The sequence below is a fragment of the Microlunatus sp. YIM B11417 genome (assembly GCF_059617205.1).
Genome location: NZ_JCAMPJ010000003.1, coordinates 189,772 through 213,348 on the forward strand (window position 1 = coordinate 189,772; position 23,577 = coordinate 213,348).

The window sequence follows — 23,577 nt, forward strand, 5'->3', positions numbered from 1 at the left end:
GTCAGGCTCCGATCAGACGAAGACGGGTGCGGGGATCGATGTACTCGTTGACGCTGGACATCAACAGGTACAGGCCGACGAACAGCACCATCGCCACCAGCACCGGCGCGCCGATCCACCACCAGACGCCGGCGACCAACGCCTGGTGCTGGTTCGCCCAGTACAACGACGTGCCGAGACTCGGCCGGCTCAGGTCGGACAGCCCCAGCACGCTCAGCGTGACCTCCATCCCCATCGACCACAGCATGTTGTTGATCGACGTCGCGAACACGATCGGCAGCACGAACGGCAGATGCTCGGCGATCATGATCCGCCAGGACGGTGCGCCGCTGTACGAGGCCGTCCGGGTGAACGCCCGTTCCTTCAGGCTGAGCACCTGGGACCGGATCAGCCGGGCGTCCCAGGGCCAGCCGAACAGACCGAGCAGCACGGCCAGCAGATAGATGTTGAGCTGGCCCTTGAACAGGAAGCCCAGCAGGATCAGGATCGGCAGCAGCGGCATCACCACGAACGAGTCGTTGATCGACATCAGGACCCGGTCCAGCCAGCCGCCGCGGTAGCCGGCGGTCAACCCGACGGCGATCGCGATCACGCGGCTGATCAGCGCGGTCATCAGGCCGAGCAGCAGCGAGTTCCGTACCCCGAAGGTCATCCACCAGAACAGGTCCTGCCCGCGCGACGTGGTCCCGAACGGGTGCTCGAGCGAGGGTCCGGAGTCCATGGCGACCACGAAGGTCTTGTCGGGGGAGTAGGGCGAGACGAACGACACCAGCACCATGAGCAGGATCAGCCCGATCATCGCGAAGGCGAAGCGGAACCGGACGTCGTACTTCAGCAGATCCCGGATGACTTTGATCATGGCCGCCTCACTGGTGCCGAACCCGCGGATCGAGCAGCGGATAGATGAGATCGATCACGAAGACGGCGGTCGCGACCCCGATGATCGAATAGAGGGTGATGCCCATCATCAGCGAATAGTCGTTGCGGAACACCGCCTGCAGGCTGAGCAACCCGACGCCCGGGTACCCGAAGACCACCTCCATGATCAACGCGCCGGAGAAGACGGTGCCCAGATCCATCCCCAGTCCGGTGATCTGCGGCAGCATCGCGTTCCGCGCGATGTAGTGCGGCAGCACTCGTTTCGGTGCGATGCCCGCCGTCTCGGCGTAGACGACGTAGTCCTCGGAGATCACGTTGCTGGTCAGCGCCTTCATGCCGACGAACCAGCCGCCGAAGCCGACCAGGATCAGGGTCAGCGCGGGCAGTGCCGCGTGCCACAGGTAGTCGGCGATGAAGGCCGGGGTGAACCCCGGCCGGCCGCCCACGCTGTAGGCGCCGCTGAAGGGGAAGAGCGGCAGGATGTAGGCGAAGACGACGAGCAGGATGATCGCGATCACGTAGTACGGGATCGGCCGGATCGCCTGGCTGGCGACGTCGACGATGCCGAGCAGCCGCTTCCGCGGGTAGTAGCTCGCCAGCACGCCGAACAGGTTGCCCAGCACCCAGGACAGCAGCGTGGCGGCCAGGACGATGGACAACGTCCACGGCATCGCCCGCCCGACCAGTTCGCTGACCGGGGTCGGGAAGCTGGACAGCGACGGTCCCAGATCGCCGCGGAGCAGCCTGCCCCAGAACGCGAAGTACTGCTGGAGCGGGCTGCCCGAGAGGCCGTACATCTCGGTCAGCGACTCGCGCAGATGCTGGATGGCCTCCGGATCGATCGACGAGCCGCTACTGGTGATCAAGCTGATCTGCGACTCCACCGGACTGGTCGGCGAGAGCCTCGGGATGATGAAGGCCACCGTGACGCCGATGAAGATCACGACGAGGTACTGCACGATGCGCGGGATCAGGTAGCGCAGCAGGAAAGTCCGCATTCAACCTCCTCGGGCGACGGTGCTCGGGGTCTGACGTGACGGTGATCAGCTCTTCGGTTTGATCCTGGTGAACATGTACTTCGTGTTGCCCCAGTTGGGCACCGGATTCGTGTACGGATCGTCGGCCGTCGGATAGCCGGTGAAGTACGTCGTGTCACAGACGGTGAACACGTTGTAGCTCATCATCGGCGTGACCGGCATCTCGGCCGCCGCGAGCTTGATGAACTCCTGGCCCAGTTCGATGCCCTTCGGGTCGTCGAAGTCCAGGCGCTGGATCTCGGTGATGATGCGATCCAGGTCGGGATGCTTCCAGCGCATCGTGTTCGAGCCGGCGGCCCGTTTCCCGGACGGGACGTAGAAGCGCGAATGCCACGAGTTCAGGAAGTAGAACAGGTCGGGATGGCCGCCCCAGGTCTCGATGGTCCAGCCGACCGCGGCCGAGTAGTCGCCCGGGCCGACCAGGTCGCCGGTGTTGTCGCGGGCGTCGTGGCTCGCGTCGATGCCGAACTCCTTCCACGACTCCACCACCATGCTCGCCGCGCGGTTCATCGTCGGATTGCTCTCGGCCGCGCTCAGCAACGCGATCTTGAACGGCGATCCGTCGGGCAGCGCCCAGGTGTCGCCCGACTTCTTCATCCCGGCCGCCAGCATCAGCTGCTCCGCGGCCGCCAGGTCGTGCTTCCACCAGCCGCGGCCGAGCGCCGTCTTGATCTGTTCCGGGTCGGTCGGGACAAGATCACCGAGCGTCTTCCGCGCCTCCTCCGCGGCACGCTTGGACGCCTCGGCGTCGAACGGCTTGTACGGGCTGCCGCCGACGTCGATGGTGAACTCGTTCAGCCACGACTCCAGCGGATCGAAGTAGTACTGGGGATACAGCCCGGTCGGCGGGACGTGGATCGCCGACAGCGTGGCCGCGCCCCGGTACGAGGCGAGGGACACCCGGACGATGTCGATGGCCAGGGTGAGCGCCCACCGCACCTCCTTGCGATCGAGCCCCGGCTTCTCGTTGTTGTAGATCACCATCGGCAGCGTGGGGTCGGGATGCGCCCACGGGAAGCTGGGGAACCAGCCCACCGACGACTTGCTCTCCTTGGCGAGCTTGATCATTCCCTCGGGTGCGAGGTCGTGGATCACGTCGAGGTTGTGCTGGGTCTGGGCGATCACGCGCTTGTCGCTCGGTCCCGGCGCGGTGTACATAGCGTACTTGGGGCCGGGCTCGCCGATCAGCCCCATCGACGTCTTCTGCCAGTCCTCCCGCTTCTCCCAGAGGTACCAGTTCCCGTTCGGATCGAAGTCCTTGAGCTTGTACGCACTCAGGCTGACCGGCGGATTGAACTTGAACGCCAGCGGGTCCGACTGCTTTTCGAAGATGTGCTTGGGCATCATCCAGCAGGCCGCCCAACGGACCGTGAAGTATCCGTGGAAGCGCGAGTTCGACTGCTTGAGGTTGAAGACCACGGTGTACTTGTCCGGCATCTCCATGCTGGCGACGTTGCCCCGGAACTGGCCGGTGAAGGACCAGCCGTCGTTGTTCATGTGCAGATCGACCGTGTAGTGGAGGTCCTCGGCGGTGAACTCGACCCCGTCGCTCCACATCAGGCCCTCGCGCAGCTTGACGGTCATCTGGGTGAAATCCTCGTTGTAGATCGGCTTCTCGGCGGCGCAGGCGTTGTCCCAGACGCCGTTCACGCCGGCGTCGGGATCGATGTACCAGAGCGCGTCCAGCCCGATCTGCTGCAGCCCGGTCGACGAACCGGTGAAGCCGGGGCGCCACCGGTTGAAGTCGTCGGGCGTGGTGATCCGCCCGGTCGGGTTCTCCAAGATCAAACAGTCCTTGCGTTGTACGCCCGGGGCGACTTCCTTCGTGCCGTCGGGCGGGGGAGCCTCCTCGCCGGGGTCCTGGCCGGGCCCCTGACTGGGGGCGCCCCGGTCGAGGTTGCAGGCGGCCAGTCCGGTGGTCGCGGCCGCGGCTGAGGCGGCCACCAGGAAGCCGCGTCGGGTCATCGGATGCATCATCGTTGGTCCTCCGATTCGGATGGTTGGGTGGTGCCGGTCGCGAATCGCACCGTGACAAACGCGTGGGCCGGGATCGTGACCGTGAGGGTGTTCTGGGACAGGGCCACGCCGTCGTAGGCGACCGGCGCCACGGCGTCGGGGGCCTCGCGGGTGTTGTGGGCCTGCGGGGAGTCGGCATGGAGGATCCGAGCCGAGACCTCCGCCGGGGCGCCGCCGCGCAGGTCGTAGACCACGGTGTGCTCGGCCGTGGGGTCGAGATTGGTCAGCGAGATCAGGGCGTGGCCGTCCTTCGTCGTCGCCGTCGTGGTGATCAGCGGCACGGTCCGCTCGTCGCCGTCCTGCGCTGTCGGCACGGCGTCGAGCAGATGGACGTCCAGCCGGGCGGCGTCGTGATGATCTTTGTTCATCTCGAAGACGTGATAGGTCGGCGTCTTGATCAACACGTCGTCGGAGGTCAGCAGCATGGCCTGCAGGACGTTGACGGTCTGCGCGATGTTGGCCATGATCAACCGCTCGGCGTTGCGGTGGAACGCGTCGAAGTGCAGGCCGGCGATCAGCGCGTCGCGGAGAGCGTTCTGCTGGTAGAGGAAGCGCGGGTTGGTGCCCGGTTCGACGGCCCACCAGGTGCCCCACTCGTCGAGCACCAGGCCGATCCGGCCCTCGGGGTCGTACACGTCCATGACGTTGCTGTGCCGTTCGATCATGCTCTCGACCCGCCAGGCGTTGGCCAGGGATTCGAGGTATTCATCGGTGCCGAAGTCGGTCGCGCTGCCGTGCTTGCGATTCGTCAGGCCCGTGTAGAAGTGGAACGAGACGGCGTCGAAGTAGTGCTTCGGGTTGCAGCCGCAGCCGTAGTCGCCCATGGTCTGCATCAGCGACTGGGTCCACGCGTAGTCGTCGCTGCGGGCACCGGAGGCGATCTTGTACAAGACGTTGCCGTCGTGGTTGCGGCAGTAGGTCGAGTACTGCCGGGCGAGGTCGGCGAAGTAGTCGCCGCGCATGTTGCCGCCGCAGCCCCAGGTCTCGTTGCCGATGCCCCAGAACTTCACCTTCCAGGGCTCGGCCTGCCCGTGCGCGCGGCGCAGGCTCGACATCGGTGCCTCGCCGCCGCGGGTCAGGTACTCGACCCACTCGGCCATCTCCCGGACGGTGCCGGACCCGACGTTGCCGCTGATGTACGGCTCGGTGCCGAGCTGGGCGCACAGGTCCATGAACTCGTGGGTGCCGAAGCTGTTGTCCTCGACCACGTTGCCCCAGTGGGTGTTCACCATCGACGGCCGGCTCTCCCGGGGACCCACCCCGTCGCGCCAGTGGTACTCGTCGGCGAAGCAGCCGCCCGGCCAGCGCAGGTTCGGGATCGCGATGCCTCGCAGTGCCTCGACGATGTCGGTACGGATGCCTCGGACGTTCGGGATGGGCGAGTTCTCGCCGACCCAGATCCCGCCGTAGATGCAGGCACCCAGGTGTTCGGCGAAGTGGCCGTACAGGTGCCTGCTGACGGTGGGGCCTGCGACATCGAGATTGATCACGGCGCGCAACGGGGACACAGGATTCTCCTCAGGGGGTGGATGTCACCAAGTGGTCGGATCGGGATTTCGCTTATAGTCGGTCGGGTGACAGCGATGGCGGACGTTGCTCGTCGGGCGGGTGTTTCGACGATGACCGTCTCCCATGTCATCAACGGCAACCGGCCGGTGCGGGACGAGACGCGGGCCCGCGTGCTGGCCGCGATCGAGGAACTCGACTACCAGCCGAACCTGGCCGCCCGGGCCCTCCGCCGCGGTCGGGTGGGTGCCATCGGGCTCGCCGTCGGTCACATCGAGCACCCGTACAACGCCAACCTGGCCCGCGAGGTGACGGTCCAGGCGTCCGTCCTCGACTACCACGTTGCGATCGAGGCGACCGGCGGTCACCTGGACGCCGAGGTCGCGACCTGGCAGCGCTCGCCGTTGTTCTACGACGGCCTGTTGATCAACGCCATCCAGCTGGAGCGGCTGCCGGACGGCGTCCGCAACGACTTCCCGGTGGTGTTCCTCGGCGAGAGCATGTCCGACCCCGCGGTCGATCACGTCGCGATGGCCAACGTCGACGGCACCCGGCTGGCCACCCGGCACCTGCTCGACAAGGGCTGCCGCCGGATCGCGATGGTCGGCGGCAGCCTGACCACCCGGACGCGGATGGTGGCGCTGCGGACCGAGGGCTATCTGAAGGCCCTGACCGAGGCGGGGCTGCCGATCGACCCGGCGCTCGTCGTCGAGACCGAGGAGGGCACACCGCAGAAGGCGGGCGCGGCCACGATCCGCGAGCTGGCGGCGGCCGGTGTGCCGTTCGACGGCGTGGTCTGCACCACCGACAGCATCGCCCACGGCGTGCTCCGCGGCCTTGCCGATGCGGGCCTCGACTGTCCCGGGGACGTACGGGTGGTCGGCTTCGACAACCTGCCCGACTCGAACTACACCGTGCCCAGCCTGACCTCCGTCGACCCCGATAACGAAACCCTCGTCGCGGCCGCGCTCGGCATGCTGATCGAGCGGATGGAGGGCTTCACCGGACCCGGTCGCAGCATCACGGGGACGTGCTCGCTCATCGAGCGAGAATCCACTCGCTGACTCCGTCGTCGTCTGCCCCGTCATTGGCGCCGGCACCCTTCTTGTATCGATACACAAAAGGTGGTTGGACCGACTTTAAGGGACGCATCGCCGGAGTGGAAGGGTCGAAGGACGCGAACCGGGCCGTTGCCGGTCCGCGCCGCAGGAACGCTGGTCCCGGCCGGACCGCATGCCGGGACGGTGGGGTAGCGGGCGTGGGCCTAGTGGGATGCCTGGCCGTCACCGGGACCGGCCGGTCCCGGCGGCGGAGGTGGCGGAGGCTGCCAACCCGGTGCCGGCGGCCGTCCGTGGCCGGCCGGACCGGGCGGCGCGGCCGGGTACGGGGGTCTCTGCGGCGGCGTGCCGCGCTGGCGACGGGACAGGGCGATGATCAGCACGATCGCGCCGATGATCACCGGCAGGGCGATGATCATGATCAGGATCAACTCGATCGGGCCGATCGGGAACGCCAGTGGGTGCACGGTTGCTTCCTTGTCGGTGGGCTGGCTCGGACCCACGACAATAACAGCGTTATGCGCTCACGTCGCTGTGGCGTAGGTGACCAGGTAGGAGCCGCCGGCGAAGGTCTCGACCCCGACCAGGCCGACGTCGGTCGGCGCCTGCCGCAACCGTCGGCTCCCGGACCTGTGCGGCCGTCACCGGATCGGGCGCAGTCCGCACGGCTCGCGGGCGCGGACGATCAGCGCGTGATCATGGACGGACGGGGGCATGGTGGCAGTCGTGTTCGGCGAGCTTGCGGCGGCGGCGGGCCCCGGGCGGGCAGAACGGGATGGCCAGGGCGACCACGGCCGCGGCGGCCACGAGCGCGGGACCGTAGCCGTACCGGCCGGCGCCGAGGCCGGCCAGCGCGGGTCCGGTCAGGGTGCCCAGGGTGACCGCGACGTTGACGGCGGCCAGGCCGGCGACCGGATGGCCGGAGAAGACCCGGGAGCTCCAGATCCCCTGGGCGGCGAGAACGCCGTTGTAGAAGACGCCGAAGAGGATCGCGGCCGCCGTGGCCGTCGCGAGGTGGCCGATCGCGAGACCCAGCAGGGCCAGCGAACCGGCCAGCAGCAGGCAACTGGTCAGGTAGCCGCGGCGCAGACCCCACCGCCCGAGCGCGCTGCCGCCGAGGGTGGCGAGGATGCCGGCCGCACCGCAACCGGCGTAGACGATCCGGGCCGTGGTCGCTCCGTGGCCGGCTTCGCGCAGGGCATCGACGCAGAACGCCCACCACACCGCGCTGCCCAGGCCGAGCAGTACCGCCGAGACCAGCAGCGGCCGCGACTTCGGGCAGAGGAACCAGCTCGGACTCAATTGAGGCATGCGCGCCGAGCCGCTGTCCCTGGCCGGGGCCAGCAGGACGGCGGCGGCGCCGACGGCGACCGCAGCCACGACGAAGGCGGCCCACACCAGGCGCCAGCGGTCGCCGGCCATGATCGCGATCGGTCCGGCCAGGGCGACGCCCCAGCCGGTTCCGGAGCTGATCGCCGGCCACACCCGGTCCCGGCGGCGTGGTTCCACCCGGGAGGCGACCAGGCCCGAGTACGGCGGCAGGGCCAGGCCGGAGGCGGCACCGGCGACCAGTACGCCGCAGGTCAGCGCCGCGGGGTCGGACGCGACCGCCATGATCACCATGCCGCCGGCCGCGAGGGCTGCCGAGAGGCCGATCGTGATCTTGGAACCGAAGCGTTTCATCAGGACGACGACGGCCACGTTCGCGATCAGATAGGCGGCATAGGTCGCCGACGCGATCAGTCCGGCCGCCCCCTCACCGAGCGAGAACTCCGACCGCATCTCCGGCAACAACAGGCCGTAGCCGTACCGGGCCAGGCCGAACGTGACCGCGACCAGGGCGACACCGGGCAGCAGAGTGCGAGCGGCGGGCTGGTAGCCGGCGCTCTCGTCGAGTCGTACGCGGGGCGTGGTCACCAGACTTCTCTACCCAGTCGGCCGCACCCTCACTCCGGTCGATAGGGTCGCAAGTCCGACCAGACGAGGCATCTCGATGATCGATCCGCATTTCGTCTTCCTGGCCGCAGCCATCGGTCTGACCGGCACGATCCGGTACGCGATCGGCACCCTGCGCGGATGGACGAGCCCGAACCGGGTCACCTGGACGCTCTGGGCCGCGGCACCCTTGATCGGCTTCTTCGCCCAGCTGGACAGCCAGGTCGGCCTGCCCGCGGTGTCGACGCTGGCCATCGGCGTCGGGCCGCTGCTGGTACTGATCGCCTCTTTCGTCAACCGGAAGGCGACGGTGCGGCTGACCGGGTTCGACCTCGGCTGCGGTGCGGTCGCCGTGCTCTCGTTGATCATCTGGCTGGGGATGGACGCGGCACCGGTCGCGGTGGTGTTCGCCGTGCTCGCCGATGCGGTGGGTGCCGTGCCGACCGTACGGAAGGCGTGGGCGGACCCGCGGTCGGAGAGCGCGTTGTTCTACGTCCTGGTCGGGGTCAACGGCACCCTGACCCTGCTGACCTTGATCGACTGGGCGCCGAAGTCCTGGGCCTTCCCGGTCTATCTGATCTTGCTCAGCCTGACCATGACGGTGATCATCCGCGTACGCCGCGGCGTCGTCCGGTCCTGAGGCTCAGCCGGAACGCGCCGGGACCGGTGCGAAGGACCGCCGGTAGGCGAGGGGAGTGGTGCCGACCACGCGACGGAAGTGCTGCCGGAGCCCGATGGCGGTGCCGAACCCGGCCCGGGAGGCGATCTCCTCGACCGGGAGGTCGGTCGTCTCCAGCAACTCCCGGGCCCGTTGCAGCCGCCGCTGGATCAGCCACTGCAACGGCGTGGTGCCGGTCTGGGCCCGGAACGTGCGGTTGAGCGTCCGTACGCTGGTCGCCGCCCGCTCGGCGATCTCGGTCAGGGTCAGGTCGTGATCGAGTCGGTCCTCCATCCACTGCATGACCGGCTCGAGGCTGCCGCCCGACTCGGGCTCGGCGTGGTGGATGAACTGGGCCTGGCCGCCGTCGCGCTGCAGCGGCATCACCGTGAGCCGCGCAGTCTGGGCGGCCACGGCGGAGCCGAAGTCGCGCCGGACCAGGTGCAGGCAGAGGTCCAGCGCGGCCGCGCCGCCGGCCGAGGTGACGATGTCGCCGTCGTCGATGTAGAGGACCGAGTCCTCGACCTGGATGGCCGGATAGTGCGCGGCGAGCTCGGCGGCGTGGCCCCAGTGCACGGCGGCCCGGCGGCCGTCCAGCAGTCCGGCTGCGGCGAGCACGAAGACGCCGTTGCAGATGGAGCCGATCCGGACCCCGCGGCGGTGCGCGTCGCGCAGCAGGTCGATGATCTCCGGCGGTGGCGGCACGTCGTGCGGGTTCAGGCCGGGCACCAGGATCGTGTCGGCGCCGGCGGCCTCCTCCAGGGGGTACGGCGGCGTGACCTTGAACGTCTTCCGGCCGCCGGAGAACGTCGTGGTCACCTCGGGGCCGCAGACCCGCACGTCGTACAGGGATCGCTCGCCATGCCGGTGCGGCCGGGGGTAGGTCTGGCCGAAGATCATGCAGGGCATGGCGATGTCGATCCCGCCGGCCCCGTCCAGGGTCACCACCGCAACGACGTGCATGACCAGAATCTATCGGATCATGTCATTCTTGCCACTGGGTTGGCGCGGCCTTCGCCGGAAGCATGGCGGTCATGGAGATCGGCACGTTCCTGATCGCGGTGGCGGCCGGAGGCGTCGGGCTGACGGCCCTGCTCGGGCTCGGCTGGCTGCTCGAGCGCCCGCTCGGACATGAGGTCCGCGCCTGGGTGAGCCGGCTCCGTGATCAGCGGCGCCGCTGACCCGCGTCCGTGCTGCCGAGCTTGTCGTCCGGGGCGAACTTGAGGCCGAGCACGGCGGTGATGATCAGGAGCAGACAGGCGATGATGGCCAGGTTGTCGCCCATCATCCCTTGCTCGGTACGGATCGCCGGGCGGATGACGACGCAGATGATCAACAGACCGAGGCCCATCCGGAGCAGCACCCGGGCGGCGGTCTTCATCATGATCATCGTCCTCAGGCCGCGTCGTCGGTGAGGTGGACCAGGGGCGGCACCTCGTCGGAGAAGTGGCAGGCCGACCGGTGGCCGGAACCGATCTCGGTCAGCTGCGGGGACTGCTTCCGGCAGACGTCCTGCACCAGCGGGCAGCGGTTGGCGAACACGCAGCCGGTGGTCGCCGGCTCGCCGATCATGCGTTCGGGGTCCCGGCCCTCCTCGTCGCGCTTGCGGACCAGCACCGGGTCCGGCACCGGGATCGCCTGCAGCAGCATATGGGTGTACGGATGCTTCGGCGCAGTGATCAACTCCTCCACCGGGCCCTCCTCGACGATGTAGCCGAAGAACATCACCGCGATCCGGCCGCCCTGGGCGAAGTAGCGGACCACCCCGAAGTCGTGGCTGATGAACACGTACCCGATGCCGCGGTCACGCTGGAAGGACAGCAGCAGATCGAGGATGGCCACCCGCATCGACACGTCGAGCATGCTGGTCACCTCGTCGGCGACGATCAGGCTCGGCTGCAGACTGATCGCCCGGGCGATCGACACCCGCTGCCGCTGACCGCCGGACAACTGGTGCGGGTAGCGCTGCAGGAACGCCGGCGTGGCATCCAGCCCGACCTGCTGCAACAGCTTGATCATCTCCCGCTGCACGGTGCGCCAGGTGGCCAGCTTGTGCTCCAGGATCCCGGGCGCCAGCGTGCTGCCGATGGTCAGGCCGGGGTTCAGCGACCCGTACGGGTCCTGGTGCACCATCTGCACCCGGCGCCGCCAGTGCCGGCGCTGCTTGCCGCGCAGCCGCGCGATGTCCGTGCCGTCGAAGGAGATCCGGCCACTACTGGGCTCGTGCAGCCCGGCGATCAGCCGGCCCAGCGTGGTCTTGCCGCAGCCGGACTCGCCGACCAGGGCGACGATCTCGCCCTCGCCGGTCGACAGGTTGACGTCGTGCAGCACCGGCCGGCCGGTGCCGGAGGCGTACGTGTGGGTGACCTCTTCGATCTCGAGCAGACTCACGCCTTCGACACCTCCACCAGTTCGGACCTGCGGTTGACGACGTGGCAGGCCACCAGATGTCCATGATCATCATCGAGCAGCGGCGGCTCCGTCTCGTGACAGAGCTCCTCGGCGCGCGCGCAGCGTGGCGCGAACCGGCAGCCGGCCGGCAGCTCGGCGAGGTTGGGCACCGCGCCGCCGATCGGGCGGACCCGGAGACCGGCGTCCAGCACGCTCGGGATCGCGTTGATCAACGCCTCCACGTACGGGTGCCGGCGGCCGGCCTTGAAGATCTCCTCGACGGTGCCCGACTCCACCAGCCGGCCGGCGTACATCACCGCGACCCGGGTGGCGAGCTCGGCGACCACCGCCAGGTCGTGGGTGACGAAGATGATCGTCACGCCGAGACTCCGGTGCAGGTCCTTGAGGATGTCGATCACCAGCCGCTGGTTCAACACGTCCAGCGCCGTGGTCGGCTCGTCCAGGATCACCACCGACGGCCGCAGCAGAAGGGCGACGGCGATCGCGACCCGCTGCTTCATGCCACCGGACAGCTGGCTCTCGTACGCCTTCCAGATCCGGTCCGGCGGCAGCTGGACCAGGTCGAGCAGGTGCCGGAAGTATTCCCGGCCGTCCTTCGGATCGGCGAACACCTCGGGATGGGCCTGCAGGATGTGGTCCACCTGGGTGCCGATCGTCAGGACCGGGTTGAACGCGTTCATCGCGCCCTGGAAGACCATCGCGAGCTCGGCGCCGCGGAGCGCGTTCAGCTCCCGCTTCGCCAGCGTGGTGATGTCCTGGCTACGGAACCGTACGGTGCCGCCGGTGATCCGGCCGGGCGGGGGCAGGATCTGCAGCAGCGAGTACGCCAGCGTGGACTTGCCGCAGCCGGACTCGCCGACCAGCGCGTAGATCTCACCGGCGCCGACGGTGAGGCTGACGTTCTCGACCGCCCGCACCGAGCCCGGGCCGTCACCGAAGGCCACGGTCAGGTCGTCGACCTCGAGCAGGGTTTGATCATCTGTGGTCACTGGACACGCAGCCTCGGGTTGAACACGCTGTCGAGCGCGCGGGAGAAGAACACGAAGGACACCTGCAGGATGACGATGGCGGCCATCGGGGAGAACAGGTAGAAGGCGCTGTCGGTGGTGTACAGCGCACCCTGCGCCATCGCCAGGTTGATCATGATGCCCCAGTTGTTGCCGCTGATCGGGGCCACCCCGAGCAGGAAGAGCCCGACCGAGGCGTAGATCGCTCCGGTGATCGCGAGCAGGAAGTGGATCGCGACGTACGGGCCGACGTTCGGCAGCAGCTGGCGGCCGATCATGTTGCCGAGCGAGACACCCTGGAGCTGGGCCGCCTCGACGAAGTCGCTGCTGCGCAGGCTCATCGCCTGGGACCGGATCGCCCGGGCCAGACCCGCCCACGCGGTGATCGACAGGATGCAGGCCAGCACGAACGGGTTGGTCGTGTGGATGACGCTGGCCAGCACGATGATCAGCGGCAGCCCGGGGATGGTCAGGAAGATGTCGGTGATCCGCATGATGATCGTGTCGACGACCCCGCCGATGTAGCCGGTCAGCAGCCCGACCGCCACTCCGACGAAGATCGTGATCACCGCCGACAGGACACCGACGATCATGATCGGCTGGGTGCCGACGATGATCTGCTCGAGCACACCCTGACCGAGCGAGTCGGTGCCGAGCGGGTGCTTCCAGGACGGCGGCTGGTAGGCCTGGCTGGCGTCCTGCTCGTCGCCCACCTGAACGAAGATCGGCCCGAAGATCGCCACCAGGCCGTAGATGCAGACGATCACGCCGCCGATCAGTGCGCCCTTGTCGTTGCGCAGGATCCGCCACAGGTCACTGAGGAATCTCATGCCACCGAACCTCCCGCCGGCAGCACTTCCTTGTCCGGCTCCGGCGGCTTGTCCGCGGCCCGCCGGCGGGCCGCCGGGTTGGCGATCCGCGGATCGACCAGCGGATACAGCAGGTCGACCAGCAGGTTGGTGATGATCACCGAGACGGTGATCAACAGGAAGCAGCCCATCATCAGCGAGTAGTCGCGCTGGCCGACCGACTGGATCATGTAGAACCCGATCCCCGGGTACTGGAAGTAGGTCTCGATGAAGACCGAGCCGCCGAACATGAAGCCGATCGAGAGGGCCAGCTGGGTGACCATCGGCAGCATCGAGTTGCGGCCGACGTAGGACTGGGTGATCCGGCGGTCGCTCAGGCCGCGAGCCTCGGCGGCCCGGACGTACTCCGAGCCGAGCACCGAGATCGCGCTGCCCTTCATGCCGAGGGCCCAGCCGCCGAACGACGTGATCACCGACGCCACGATGGGCAGAAAGGCGTGGTACAACACGCTGAGCAGGTACGGCCCGTTGAAGCCGGGGGTGACGTCGACGCCGTACGCGCCGCCGGAGGGGAAGATCTGGTAGACGCTGGTCAGGAAGTAGAGCAGCGCGATCGCCACCAGATAGCTGGGCACGGCGCTCAGGAACGACACGATGAACGTCATCGCCTGGGAGAACCGGCTGTTCTGGAAGGCCGCCATCACGGCGCCGATGGCGATCCCGATCAAGAAGCTGACGATCAGGGAGACCGCGACGACCATGATCGTCCACGGCAGCGCCTCGGCGATCACGGCGACCACGGTGGTCCCGGGGTTGGTGATCGGCACCCCGAGGTCGCCGCGGATCGCGCCCCACACGTACTGCAGGTACTGCTCGCCGACCGGAGCATTCGGAGTCACCCCGTAGACGGCGTTGATCCGTTGCTGGATCTCGACCTCACTCAGGCCGCCCTGCATCCGCAGCTGCGCCTCGAGCGCCGCCATCGGATTGCCCGGCATCAGCCGGATCATGAAGAAGGACAGCGAGATGACGATGAAGATGATCAACAGCGACATCGCGAGTCGCTTCGCGACATAGGAAACCATCGGCGCCTTCCGGATTAGGGGGTGTCACCGGGTGACGGGGGAGGTTGACCACGCTCCCTGAGCTTGGCGAAGGGCGAGCCCGGTGCGGCTTGGCACCTCGACAAGCTCAGCGCGCGTTCGGCACTAGGGCTTCGGGGTGATGAAGCCCTGCTGGATCGCCAGCGAGACGCCTCCGTTCATGTCGGCGGCGATGATGTCCCACAGTTCGCTGGTGTTCTTGTCGTTCAGCGGCGGCCAGTTGGTGAATTCCTTGGTGGAGAAGGGGAACTGGTACACCTTGGTCGCGTACCAGATGTACGGGACCTCCTCGTTGACCAGCTGCGCCCAGTTCCACACCTGCGCGTTCATCTCCGGGCCCGGTTCGATGGCGCGGACCTGGCCGTCGATGGTGCTGACGACGTCGACCTCACCGAGTCCCGGGACATTCTTCGTCGGGCCGAAGCCGATCCCGCGCTTGCCGGCGTAGTTGCCCTGCTTGGTGAAGTTGTAGCCCGGGCCCAGCAACGAGTTGTACATGCCGAGCGGGTTGTTGCCGCCGACGAAGCCGGAGCCGATGTCGAAGTCGCCGTTGTGCTGGTCGGCGTTCTGCTGTGCACCGGAGGTCGCGTTGACCTCGGACTTGATCCCGAAGGCCGTCAGCGCCTTGGCCGCGGAGTTGAAGGAGGTGACGATGTCGGTGGTCTCGGCGTTGGCGATGAAGGTCAGCGTGAACGGCTGGCCGTCCGGCTTGAGCCATTGATCACCCTTCTTGGTGAAGCCCTCGCCCTCCAGCAGCGCGGTCGCCTTGGCCTCGTCCACCGGGTACTTGTTCAACTGGTCGAGCTTGCCCTGGTCGAGATAGATCGCTTCCAGGGAAGGCGAGATGCCGGTGTTGACTTCCTTCCAGGTGCCGCCGGCCGCTTCGTCGGTGCCGTAGGCGGCCTCGCTGATCTGCTGCCGCGGGATCACGTACGCCAGCGCCTGCCGGACCGCCTTGGAGTCGAGCGGCTTGCGGTTGCTGTTGAACAGCATCGTGAAGCCGAAGGCCAGCGGCAGCGCGGTGTTGGAGTCCGGGGTCTTCTTCCAGCGCTGCAGGATCGGCGGCGGCATGTAGACGTTGGAGAAGTGCACGTTGCCGCTGAAGAGCTGCGGGTAGACCGTCTGGGTCGAGCCGTTCAGGTAGCGGATCCCGGCGAACGTGATCTTGCTCGCGTCCCAGAAGCCGTCCCACTTGACCAGCTTGGCCTCCTTGGTGGTGATGTTCTCCAGCTGGAACGGGCCGTTGCCGATCAGCTTCTCCACCTTCATCGCGGCCAGGTCCTTGAACACCGCGCTCATCCGCTTGAACTCCGGCAGCTTGCCGGCCTTCTCCGGATCCTCGTGCGCCGTCGTGTAGTACGTGATCACGTCCTGCTTCAGCTCGTCGGTGACGAGCTTGCCGTACACGCTGGACGGATAGGGCCGGATCGCGTTGAGAATGTCCAACTTGGCCAGGGATTCCGGCTGACCCTTCTTCAGGGTGAAGGCGACGGTGTGATCATCGACGATGTCGACGCTGGTGATGTCGTTCCAGAATCCGTCGCCGCGCAGCGCGTTGAGGATCGCGGTGTCGTGCAGGTCCTTGCTGGTCAGCGGCGTGCCGTCCTGCCACTTCGCGTCCTCGCGCAGGTGGACGTTGAGCTTGCCGTCGACGATCTCCCAGGTGTCGGCGAGCTGCGGGATGAACTCGGTCAGGCTGGGCGACTTGACGATCGCCAGCCGCAGTGTGACGAAGTCGTTCTGGATACCGAGCCCGTTCACGTTGTACGGGTTGAAGGACCAGGTCGTATTCCAACTGCAGCAGGGAAAGAACGTCAGAAACTTGCTCGAGTCGCCCGGTGCGGTGCCACCGGAGTTGGCGCCGCCGCCCGGGGTGCCGCCACCGGCAGTGCCGGCCGTGCAGGCCGCCATCAAGATCAGCGCCGTACAGGCGGCGATCACCGCCAGCAGGTGTTTTCTGGCGCGCACAACCGTTCGATGTAAGGACATCGTTGATCCTCCTCGGCCCCGAGGCCGTCCGCGTGGATGGGCAAGACCGATCATGACCGAGGAGAACCGCATTAGTAAAGGGGATGGAGGAATTTGATCAAGGTTGTCGCGCCGATGATCACAACGTCGCCCAGCCTGTCCGTCCGACGAACATTCTCGTCCGTCTGGAACCTTCCGGATTCGCCCGAGCTTGATCATGAAGGATCAGAAATATACGATCACGTATGAAAATCTCGATGGAAGAGAGGGCTGCTGTGCAACGCCGTACCTACCGGGTCATCCTGCGTGGCCGCTTCGGTGACCTGTCGGAGGAACAGCGGGAGCGGCTGCTCGGCGAGGCCGAGCGGCACACGGTGCTGGACGCTGCGTTCACCGATGCGGGAACGCTGAGCTACGAGCCCGGGCTGCACGGCTGGGTCGGGCGCGTCCAGGTCGCGACCGACGAGGCGGACCCGGCTGACGCCGATGCACTGGCCGGCCTGGTGGCCCGGGACCGGATCACCGAGATTCTGGCCGGGTTCGGGCTCGGGCTGGGTGATCCGCAGTTCTCGGCATCGTGCCTCGAGGATCTCAAGATCAACCGGAAGGGCGGAGCGGGGTCCGGCCGATGACGGGCCGGCGGGCGCGGCGCACCCAGGCGGAGCGCCGTGCCGCGACCCGGCAGGGTCTGATCGAGGCGGCCGTGGCGCTGTGGGCCGAGACCCCGGTCGCCGACGTCTCGCTGGACCTCCTGGCCGAGACGGCCGGCTACACGCGCGGTGCGTTCCACGGCAACTTCGCCGGCCGGGACGAGTTCGTCGATGCCGTCCGGGAGTCCTTGATCGACAGGGCCTCGATCATGATCAACAGCTCGGTCGATGCTGACCTGGAACCCCTGGCCGCGCTGGGCGGCCATCTCCGCGCGACCGTGCGGTACGTGGTCGAGCAGCCGGCGGAGACCCGGGCACTGGTCGCGATCACGCGCTATCAGGAAGCCCGTCGCGCGGGTTCCTACCAGGGACGGGTCGAGGCGGGCGTGGCGCCGCTGGCGGACCTGTTGCGCCGCGGGATCGAGGCCGGCACGATCCGGGACCTCGACGTGGACCTGACGGCCCGGGTCATCCAGGCGGCTCTGGACTCGCTGGTGCTGCTCGACCCGCCGGACGATCCGGACGCGGTCACCGACGAGCTGGTGGCGCTGTTCACCGCAGCGGTCCGAGCCTGATTCATGATCGGTTCGGGAGGTTGATCACGGCCGGCGGGGCCGGCATCGCGGCGCCGTGCTCGATCACTTCCGCAGCGGCCAGGCAGTCGTCCTCACGGTAGGCGCGGCCGATCAGCTGCACGCCGACCGGCAGGCCGTGGATCACGCCGGTCGGTACGGCCACGGCCGGCAGCCCGGCACACGTGCTGATCACGTTCAGGGCCATGGCGCGGCCGTAGCGCTCGTTCGCCGCGGCCGACTCCCGCTCCGCGTGGGGACGGGGTGCCGGTTCGGCGTAGACCGGGCCGAGGACGAGTTCATGATCACGGCCGAACTCGGCCCAGGCGCGGCGGACCCCGTGCAGGGCCGCGGTCGCCGCGAGATACTCCGGCAGCGGCACCGGCGGGCGCCGCTCCATCGCCAGTTCCTGATAGCGCCGGTCCTCCGGTGACAGCACGGTCTTGATCCGCTCCCAGCCCTGTCCGAACTCGGTGTTGATCAAGATCCCGTACGTGTCCAGCGCCTGCTGCTGCGCCGGAAGCTCACCGACGTCGCGTACCTCGTATCCGGCCTTGATCAGCAGCTCGCTCGCCAGGTCGAGCGCGGCAGCCACGGCGGGGGAGAGGCCGAGGCTGCCCGGGTCGCGGACCAGCGCGACGCGGCACGGTGCTCCACCGCCGAGGTCGGGCGGGATCGGCAGGGCGCGCGGATCGGTCGGATCTGCACCGCTCAGCACGCCGTGGACCAGACGAAGGTCGGCCACTGTCCGGGCGATCGGGCCGTCCACCGGAAACCACTGCGAGGCCAGCGTCGGCTCGTCAGGACCGATCCGGTGATCGGCCGGGTAGCGCCCGGAACTCGGTTTCAGAGCGGCGACACCGCAGAAGTTGGCCGGCAGGCGCAACGAGCCGGCCGAGTCGTTGCCGAGGCCGATCGCGGTCATCCCGCTGGCCACGGCGACGGCGTCACCGCCGCTGGACCCGCCCGGCGTCCGGTCGCGGTGCCACGGGTTCCGGGTGTCGCCGAAGAGTTCGCTGCTGGTGTGCATGCCGGCCAGGGTGAGAGTCGGCATGTTGGTGTGGCCGATGATCACCGCGCCTGCCGCACGCAGCCGGGCCACCGGCGGCGCGTCCTGCCGGGCGACGTGTTCCCGCAAGAACCTGGCGCCATGGGTGGTCGCCAGACCGCGCACGGCCACGCTCTCCTTGACGGTGACGGGCACGCCGGCCAGCAGGCCCAGGCCTTCCCCGCGGCGCCGTCGCTCGTCCAGCTCCGCGGCCGCCGTCAGCGCATCGTCGGCCCGTTGGGTGATCGCGTTGAGGTCGGGGTTGACCGCGTCGATCAGGCTCAGTCGTTCCTCGATCACCTCGCTCGCGGTCACGTGCCCGTCGCGGACGGCTTCGGCGATCCAGGTCGCGGTTCCGGCAGTGCGCATGCGTCAACTATATACGAGGCGGTATATAAATGAACGTCCTAGGGTCGCGAAGGGTGATCGTCGGAGGCGGCGTCCCGGCGCTGGACCAGTTTGTGCATTCCGTCGCACCAGGGCGGTTCGGTCGAGGTCCCGCACCGGCAGACCGCGACGACCGGCCGGAGCACCGGGTGCCGGTGATCGTTCTCGTCGATGATCATGGTGGCGCCGCGGACCAGCAGCGGGCCGTCCGGGCAGGACTCCAGGTCAAGCTCCTGGTCGCCGACGCACCGCAGGAAGGTCCCGGCGACGTTGATCATCCGGCAGCTGATCATGACGACGTGGCCAACTCGGTGATCGGCCGGGGCGGCGCCGGTGGCTCGACCAGGTGCCGGTCCTGCTGCCAGGCGGCCAGCAGCGGCCTGGCGGTCAGGTCGTCGGCGACCAGGCAGGCCACCGCACCGAGCGCGATGTCGCGCTGCAGGTCCGGCTCCTCCTTGATCAGGGCAGCGCAGATCCCGCGCACGGCGAGCTGCTCGTGAACGGCGTCGGCCTCGACGTGCTCGTCGAAGTAGCGGGCCACCTCCTCGCCCAGCCCGACCCGCCGGATACCCGCCGCACAACGGCGACTCGGCACCGAACTGGTCGCCTCGAACGCGGCCAGGTGTCCCATCGCCGCACCGCGGCGGGCCCGGTGCAGGCCGAACCGCGACATCACGTTGCTGATCACCAGAGTCTCCGCGGGCACCACCTCGACATAGGCGCCGTAGCCGGGATCGAGGCCGGCACCGCGCAGAGCGGTCGCGTACAGATCCTGGTGCACTCGGTCGGCGCGGCCGTCGCCGTACTCGTCGTACTGCAGCTCGACCAGTGCCGCCTTCGCCGCTCCGGTCAGCCGCGGGATGGCGAAGCTGTGCGGATCGGCCTCCTTCAGCTGATAGAGGCTGCGCAACAGCAGCATCTCCCGGACCTGGTCGAGGGTGGCCCGCCGCTGGATGTGCTCGGAGATCGGCGGCCCGTCGAAGCTCTCCGCGAGGGCGAACAGCTGGTCCGGGAAGTCGTCGGCCGGGACCGCGGCGAGCAGTTCGACCGGGCCGGCGCACTCGCGCTCCAGGGCCGTGTCGAAGATCGACTCGAGCGCTCCGCGAACGGCCAGCAGGACCGGTGACCACTCGGCCGAATCGGGCGCGTCGTCGAAGGACCGGTAGTGCAGCTCGTAGAGCACCCACAGGGTCAACTGGAAGTCGGGATCGTGCAACGCCGCGTCGGGCTCGGCCAGGACGGGGACCTTGATCAGCGCGTCGTCCGGCCGGCGGATCGCGGCCGTGACGGCCGCGCTCAGCGGTCCGCGCGGTGGGGGCAGCAGCATGATCGTTCCTCTCGTCTCGGCCGGTGCGGCCGTGATCATGGACTACCCGCAATCCGGCCACCGAAAACATCCGCCGCCGGCCGGGCCCGGGTTTGCGCTCGGGGCCTGCGGGTACCTGTCCGGCGAGCCGAGCAGAGGAGTCGCCGATGGAATCCCGGACCGGGCATCGCCCTGGCGGCAACACGGTCAGCCTGCGGATGACGGCGACGCCGGCGGAGGTCTTCGCCGTGCTCGGCAACGGCTGGCTCTATCCGGGGTGGGTGGTCGGAGCCTCCCGGATGCGCGAGGTCGACCAGGACTGGCCGCTGCCACGGTCGGAACTGCATCACTCGTTCGGCGTCTGGCCGGTGTTGCTCAACGACACGACGACGGTCCTCGAGTGGCAGTACGAGCGCCGGCTGGTGCTGCGGGCCCGCGGCTGGCCGGCCGGCGAGGCCACCGTGGTGATCACGATCGAACCGATCCACGACGGCTGTGTGGTCTCGATCGACGAAGACGTTGCCGCCGGCCCGGGTTTGGCGGTGCTGGCTCCGGTACGCCGCGGGCTGCTGCGGGTCCGCAATCGTGAGGCACTGCGCCGACTCCGGTTCCTGGCCGAGGGCGCCGCGGGGACCGACCGGGACCAGTCCTGATCATCAGGCCGACCGGCCGAGCCGGCCGAGGCGGGCGGCCGCGAGGGCGGCATGAGCGGCGTTCGCCCCGCAGGCGCCGTGCACCGCACCGCCCGGATGAGCCGCCGAGGAGGCCAGGTAGACGCCCCGGAACGGTGTCGTCGGACGGCCGGTGCCCGGCACCGGCCGGAAGATCAACTGCTGGTGCAGGCCGGCCGTGCCGCCGCCGAGCGCGCCGTCGGGCAGTCCCTCGTTGCGCTCCTCGAGGTCGGCCGGCCCGAGGACCCGGCGGGCGAGGACCGTACGGTCGAAGTCCGGCGCGTAGCGCCGCAGCCGGTCCTGCACCCGGTCGGCGAACCGTTCTTGATCAGCGGCGGACAGCCGGCCGGCACCGATCACGCCGGCCTCGTCGCCGTGGATCTCCCGCGGCAGGTGAGTGTAGGCCCACAGCGATTCGGCACCGGCCGGGGCTCGGCCGGGATCGGTGGTCGCCATCTGGCCGACCAGCAGGAACGGCCGCGCGGGGACGCGATGATGCGCGACCTGGGCCAGCGCCAGGGCGAGGTCGTCCGCGGAATCGGCCAGATGCACGGTGCCCGGAGCCACGGCCGGCCGGGTCTGCCACGGCACCGGTCCGGACAGCGCCCAGTCGATCTTGAACGTCGCCGGGTCCGGATCGAACACGGCCATTGCCGAGCGGAGCCGGGCCGGCAGCTGTTCGGCCGGGATCAGGTCGCCGTAGAGGCTCGGCGCCGGCACGTCGGCGAGCACTGCGCGGGTCCGGATCCGCTCGCCGTCCGCGGTACGGACTCCGACGGCCCGGCCGCGGTCCAGCAGGATCTGGTCCACCCGGCTGGCGCAACGCAGTTCACCGCCGCGGGTCACCAACCGTTCGGCCAGGCTGCGGGTCAGCGCCCCGGCCCCGCCGCGGGGGACCGGGAAGCCGTGGGTGTGGCCGATCATGGCCAGCAGCAGGCCCATCAGGCCGGAGCCCGGCGCCGCCAGTGGGATGTCGGCATGGGCGGCGAGGCCGGTCAGCAGCAGCCGGGCCCGCTCGCCGCCGAACCGACGCTCGGCGAGCGTGCTGGCCGGTTCGAGCAGCATCCGGAGGAAGCCGAGGCCGCCCGCCCGGCGCAGCCGAGCCAGCAGGGCGAGGCCGGGGCCGACCGGTGGGAACGGTCGGAGCAGGGCCGCCGTGAGCTGGTTCCCGACAGCGCGCCAGCGCTCGTACAGCGCCAGCCAGGCGTCGCCGTCGCCCGGATGATCTTGATCGAGACCCGCCGCGGTGAGTTCGGGATCCCTGTGCAGCAAGGCCCAGTCGCCGTCGGGCAGCGGGTGGCCGAGCACGGCGGGCGCCTGGACCCAGTCCAGTCCGAACGCCTCCAGGCCGAGACCGCGCAGGGCGGGGGAGACGGCGGCCAGCGGATAGAAGCTGCTGAAGGTGTCGTGGACGTAGCCCGGATGGACGGCGGAGTCCGAGCGGACCGCGCCGCCGGGTTCCGGCTGGGCCTCCAGCACCAGGACGTTCCAGCCCCGGTCGGCGAGCAGGTTCGCGGCGACCAGGCCGTTCGGTCCCGAGCCGATGATCACCGCGTCACGCACGGGCGGCCTCCCGGGTCCGGGCCACTGTCCGGGCACCGCGGGCCCGGCGGAGGCGGAGCAGCCGTTCGGCCAGCGTCCGCAAGCCGGCCGCGCCGCGGTCCGTGCCGAGCGCGGCGGCGCCGGCCTCCAGGATCCGGGCCGGGAGCAGCCTGGTCATCGCGGCGATCAGCCGGGCGTGACCCGGCACGGACTGCCGGCCCGGCGGTGCGGCCCGGGTCAGGCTGCGGACCACGGCCGCGGCGAGCCGGGCCGGCTCGGCGCCGTAGCGGTGCGCCAGCACGGCCACCGTCGGTGCGGTGCCGAGCAGCGGCCGACAGCGGTCGTCGCGACCCGGGCGCAGCCGCAGCAGTTGATCATGGGCGCGCAGCCAGATCCGGGTGGCGAAGACCCCGGGCTCGATCAGGCCGACCCGGATCCGCTCCGGGGCGAGCTCGGCGCGCAGGGAATCGGTCAGGCCGACCAGGGCGTGTTTGGTCAGGGCGTACGGACCGAAGAGCGGCAGCGGGACGGCGGTGATCATGGAGCCGACGAGGATCACCCGGGCGTCGCCGTGGCGGTGCCGGGCCTGGCGGAGCGCGGGCAGCAGTGCCTGGGTGAGACGCAGCGGGCCGACGACGTTGGTCTCCAGCAGTTCGGTGATCATGGCCGGATCGGCGTGCTCCAACGGAGTCGGTACGGCAGCACCGGCGTTGTTGATCACCGCGGAGAGCGGCCCGCCGCCGCGGATCAGGGAGGCCGCGTCCTTGATCGACTCCGGGTCGGTCAACTCGAGCAGGACGGGCCGGATCCGCTCGCCGTCCTTCCTCAGCGCCACCGCATCGGCCTCGGTACGGACCGTTCCCCAGACATCGAAACCCGCCTCGTCCAAGGCCACGGCGATGGCCCGGCCGAGTCCGGACGAGGCTCCGGTCACCAGGGCCTGACGTCGCATCATCACTCCTCACCCGGGGTCGGCGTTGCCGATCGGGTACCCGCCGCGGTCCGCGGACAAA

General features: G+C 69.1%; 24 protein-coding genes. 6 read left to right on the top strand and 18 right to left on the bottom strand.

All coding sequences use genetic code 11. From position 1 onward, the window contains the following. Position 1: 1 nt before the first annotated feature. From AC6CCG_RS16040 to AC6CCG_RS16055, 4 genes are read right to left on the bottom strand one after another with little or no spacing between them, the layout of a single operon-like run. Positions 2 to 859: an ABC transporter permease gene (locus tag AC6CCG_RS16040; RefSeq protein ID WP_496655585.1), complete on the bottom strand. Its 858-nt coding sequence runs from the start codon at positions 857 to 859 to the stop codon at positions 2 to 4. A 7-nt stretch (positions 860 to 866) separates the two neighbouring features. Continuing rightward, complete coding sequence (locus AC6CCG_RS16045) at positions 867 to 1,877, bottom strand: ABC transporter permease (RefSeq protein WP_496655587.1); 1,011 nt, start codon at positions 1,875 to 1,877, stop codon at positions 867 to 869. 45 nt (positions 1,878 to 1,922) lie between these two features. Further along, positions 1,923 to 3,893, bottom strand: a complete 1,971-nt coding sequence (locus tag AC6CCG_RS16050) for an ABC transporter substrate-binding protein (RefSeq protein ID WP_496655589.1) — start codon at positions 3,891 to 3,893, stop codon at positions 1,923 to 1,925. Further along, a complete protein-coding gene (locus AC6CCG_RS16055) occupies positions 3,890 to 5,440 on the bottom strand; it encodes an alpha-N-arabinofuranosidase (protein WP_496655591.1) in 1,551 nt (516 codons plus the stop codon). Before AC6CCG_RS16055 ends, AC6CCG_RS16050 begins: the two co-directional genes overlap by 4 nt. Before the next feature lie 75 nt (positions 5,441 to 5,515). On the opposite strand from AC6CCG_RS16055, the gene AC6CCG_RS16060 reads away from it, so the two are divergent. Beyond that, positions 5,516 to 6,502, top strand: coding sequence for a LacI family DNA-binding transcriptional regulator (locus AC6CCG_RS16060; RefSeq protein WP_496655592.1), 987 nt, complete (start codon positions 5,516 to 5,518; stop codon positions 6,500 to 6,502). 200 nt (positions 6,503 to 6,702) lie between these two features. On the opposite strand, the gene AC6CCG_RS16065 is transcribed toward AC6CCG_RS16060, so the two are convergent. Both AC6CCG_RS16065 and AC6CCG_RS16070 read right to left on the bottom strand, forming a co-directional pair. Then, positions 6,703 to 6,963, bottom strand: coding sequence for a hypothetical protein (locus tag AC6CCG_RS16065; RefSeq protein WP_496655593.1), 261 nt, complete (start codon positions 6,961 to 6,963; stop codon positions 6,703 to 6,705). 229 nt (positions 6,964 to 7,192) lie between these two features. After that, positions 7,193 to 8,413: an MFS transporter gene (locus AC6CCG_RS16070; protein ID WP_496655595.1), complete on the bottom strand. Its 1,221-nt coding sequence runs from the start codon at positions 8,411 to 8,413 to the stop codon at positions 7,193 to 7,195. 76 nt (positions 8,414 to 8,489) lie between these two features. Here AC6CCG_RS16070 and AC6CCG_RS16075 point away from each other — a divergent pair, with 76 nt between their 5' ends. Further along, positions 8,490 to 9,071, top strand: coding sequence for a hypothetical protein (locus AC6CCG_RS16075; RefSeq protein ID WP_496655597.1), 582 nt, complete (start codon positions 8,490 to 8,492; stop codon positions 9,069 to 9,071). Positions 9,072 to 9,074: 3 nt separating this feature from the next. On the opposite strand, the gene AC6CCG_RS16080 is transcribed toward AC6CCG_RS16075, so the two are convergent. Then, positions 9,075 to 10,052, bottom strand: a complete 978-nt coding sequence (locus AC6CCG_RS16080; RefSeq protein ID WP_496655598.1) for a GlxA family transcriptional regulator — start codon at positions 10,050 to 10,052, stop codon at positions 9,075 to 9,077. A gap of 71 nt (positions 10,053 to 10,123) precedes the next feature. Here AC6CCG_RS16080 and AC6CCG_RS16085 point away from each other — a divergent pair, with 71 nt between their 5' ends. Then, positions 10,124 to 10,270 carry a hypothetical protein gene (locus AC6CCG_RS16085; protein ID WP_496655599.1) on the top strand — a complete coding sequence of 49 codons (147 nt, stop codon included), beginning with the start codon at positions 10,124 to 10,126 and terminating at the stop codon, positions 10,268 to 10,270. Here the strand turns inward: AC6CCG_RS16085 and AC6CCG_RS16090 are convergent. From AC6CCG_RS16090 to AC6CCG_RS16115, 6 genes are all read right to left on the bottom strand, one after another. Further along, positions 10,255 to 10,479, bottom strand: coding sequence for a hypothetical protein (locus tag AC6CCG_RS16090; protein WP_496655600.1), 225 nt, complete (start codon positions 10,477 to 10,479; stop codon positions 10,255 to 10,257). The genes AC6CCG_RS16085 and AC6CCG_RS16090 overlap by 16 nt on opposite strands. 5 nt (positions 10,480 to 10,484) lie before the next feature. Beyond that, complete coding sequence (locus tag AC6CCG_RS16095) at positions 10,485 to 11,480, bottom strand: ABC transporter ATP-binding protein (RefSeq protein WP_496655601.1); 996 nt, start codon at positions 11,478 to 11,480, stop codon at positions 10,485 to 10,487. After that, entirely contained in the window at positions 11,477 to 12,490 is a 1,014-nt protein-coding gene (locus AC6CCG_RS16100) for an ABC transporter ATP-binding protein (protein ID WP_496655602.1), read from the bottom strand. The genes AC6CCG_RS16095 and AC6CCG_RS16100 overlap by 4 nt, the downstream gene beginning before the upstream one ends. Continuing rightward, complete coding sequence (locus AC6CCG_RS16105; RefSeq protein WP_496655603.1) at positions 12,487 to 13,338, bottom strand: ABC transporter permease; 852 nt, start codon at positions 13,336 to 13,338, stop codon at positions 12,487 to 12,489. Before AC6CCG_RS16105 ends, AC6CCG_RS16100 begins: the two co-directional genes overlap by 4 nt. Then, positions 13,335 to 14,402 (bottom strand): ABC transporter permease, encoded by a 1,068-nt coding sequence (locus AC6CCG_RS16110; RefSeq protein WP_496655604.1) that lies wholly within the window; start codon positions 14,400 to 14,402, stop codon positions 13,335 to 13,337. The genes AC6CCG_RS16105 and AC6CCG_RS16110 overlap by 4 nt, the downstream gene beginning before the upstream one ends. Positions 14,403 to 14,525: 123 nt before the next feature. Further along, positions 14,526 to 16,409 carry an ABC transporter substrate-binding protein gene (locus tag AC6CCG_RS16115; RefSeq protein WP_496655605.1) on the bottom strand — a complete coding sequence of 628 codons (1,884 nt, stop codon included), beginning with the start codon at positions 16,407 to 16,409 and terminating at the stop codon, positions 14,526 to 14,528. Between the two features lie 236 nt (positions 16,410 to 16,645). Between AC6CCG_RS16115 and AC6CCG_RS16120 the strand changes: the two genes are divergently transcribed. Both AC6CCG_RS16120 and AC6CCG_RS16125 read left to right on the top strand, forming a co-directional pair. Further along, a complete protein-coding gene (locus AC6CCG_RS16120) occupies positions 16,646 to 17,020 on the top strand; it encodes a DUF6204 family protein (RefSeq protein ID WP_496655606.1) in 375 nt (124 codons plus the stop codon). Next, on the top strand, positions 17,017 to 17,613 hold the full coding sequence (locus tag AC6CCG_RS16125) for a TetR family transcriptional regulator (protein ID WP_496655607.1): 597 nt from the start codon (positions 17,017 to 17,019) through the stop codon (positions 17,611 to 17,613). Before AC6CCG_RS16120 ends, AC6CCG_RS16125 begins: the two co-directional genes overlap by 4 nt. A gap of 1 nt (position 17,614) precedes the next feature. Here AC6CCG_RS16125 and AC6CCG_RS16130 read toward each other — a convergent pair whose 3' ends face one another. The 3 genes from AC6CCG_RS16130 to AC6CCG_RS16140 are packed head-to-tail and all read right to left on the bottom strand — an operon-like array spanning position 17,615 to position 20,411. Beyond that, positions 17,615 to 19,027 (bottom strand): amidase family protein, encoded by a 1,413-nt coding sequence (locus tag AC6CCG_RS16130; RefSeq protein WP_496655608.1) that lies wholly within the window; start codon positions 19,025 to 19,027, stop codon positions 17,615 to 17,617. 38 nt (positions 19,028 to 19,065) lie between these two features. Continuing rightward, on the bottom strand, positions 19,066 to 19,338 hold the full coding sequence (locus tag AC6CCG_RS16135) for a CDGSH iron-sulfur domain-containing protein (protein ID WP_496655609.1): 273 nt from the start codon (positions 19,336 to 19,338) through the stop codon (positions 19,066 to 19,068). Next, positions 19,335 to 20,411 (bottom strand): iron-containing redox enzyme family protein, encoded by a 1,077-nt coding sequence (locus tag AC6CCG_RS16140; RefSeq protein WP_496655610.1) that lies wholly within the window; start codon positions 20,409 to 20,411, stop codon positions 19,335 to 19,337. The genes AC6CCG_RS16135 and AC6CCG_RS16140 overlap by 4 nt, the downstream gene beginning before the upstream one ends. Positions 20,412 to 20,518: 107 nt before the next feature. Here AC6CCG_RS16140 and AC6CCG_RS16145 point away from each other — a divergent pair, with 107 nt between their 5' ends. Beyond that, entirely contained in the window at positions 20,519 to 21,004 is a 486-nt protein-coding gene (locus AC6CCG_RS16145; RefSeq protein WP_496655611.1) for an SRPBCC family protein, read from the top strand. Positions 21,005 to 21,007: 3 nt separating this feature from the next. On the opposite strand, the gene AC6CCG_RS16150 is transcribed toward AC6CCG_RS16145, so the two are convergent. Together AC6CCG_RS16150 and AC6CCG_RS16155 are read right to left on the bottom strand one after the other, a co-directional pair. Further along, positions 21,008 to 22,585, bottom strand: coding sequence for a phytoene desaturase family protein (locus tag AC6CCG_RS16150; RefSeq protein ID WP_496655612.1), 1,578 nt, complete (start codon positions 22,583 to 22,585; stop codon positions 21,008 to 21,010). Further along, on the bottom strand, positions 22,578 to 23,519 hold the full coding sequence (locus AC6CCG_RS16155; protein WP_496655613.1) for an SDR family NAD(P)-dependent oxidoreductase: 942 nt from the start codon (positions 23,517 to 23,519) through the stop codon (positions 22,578 to 22,580). Before AC6CCG_RS16155 ends, AC6CCG_RS16150 begins: the two co-directional genes overlap by 8 nt. Positions 23,520 to 23,577: the final 58 nt, after the last annotated feature.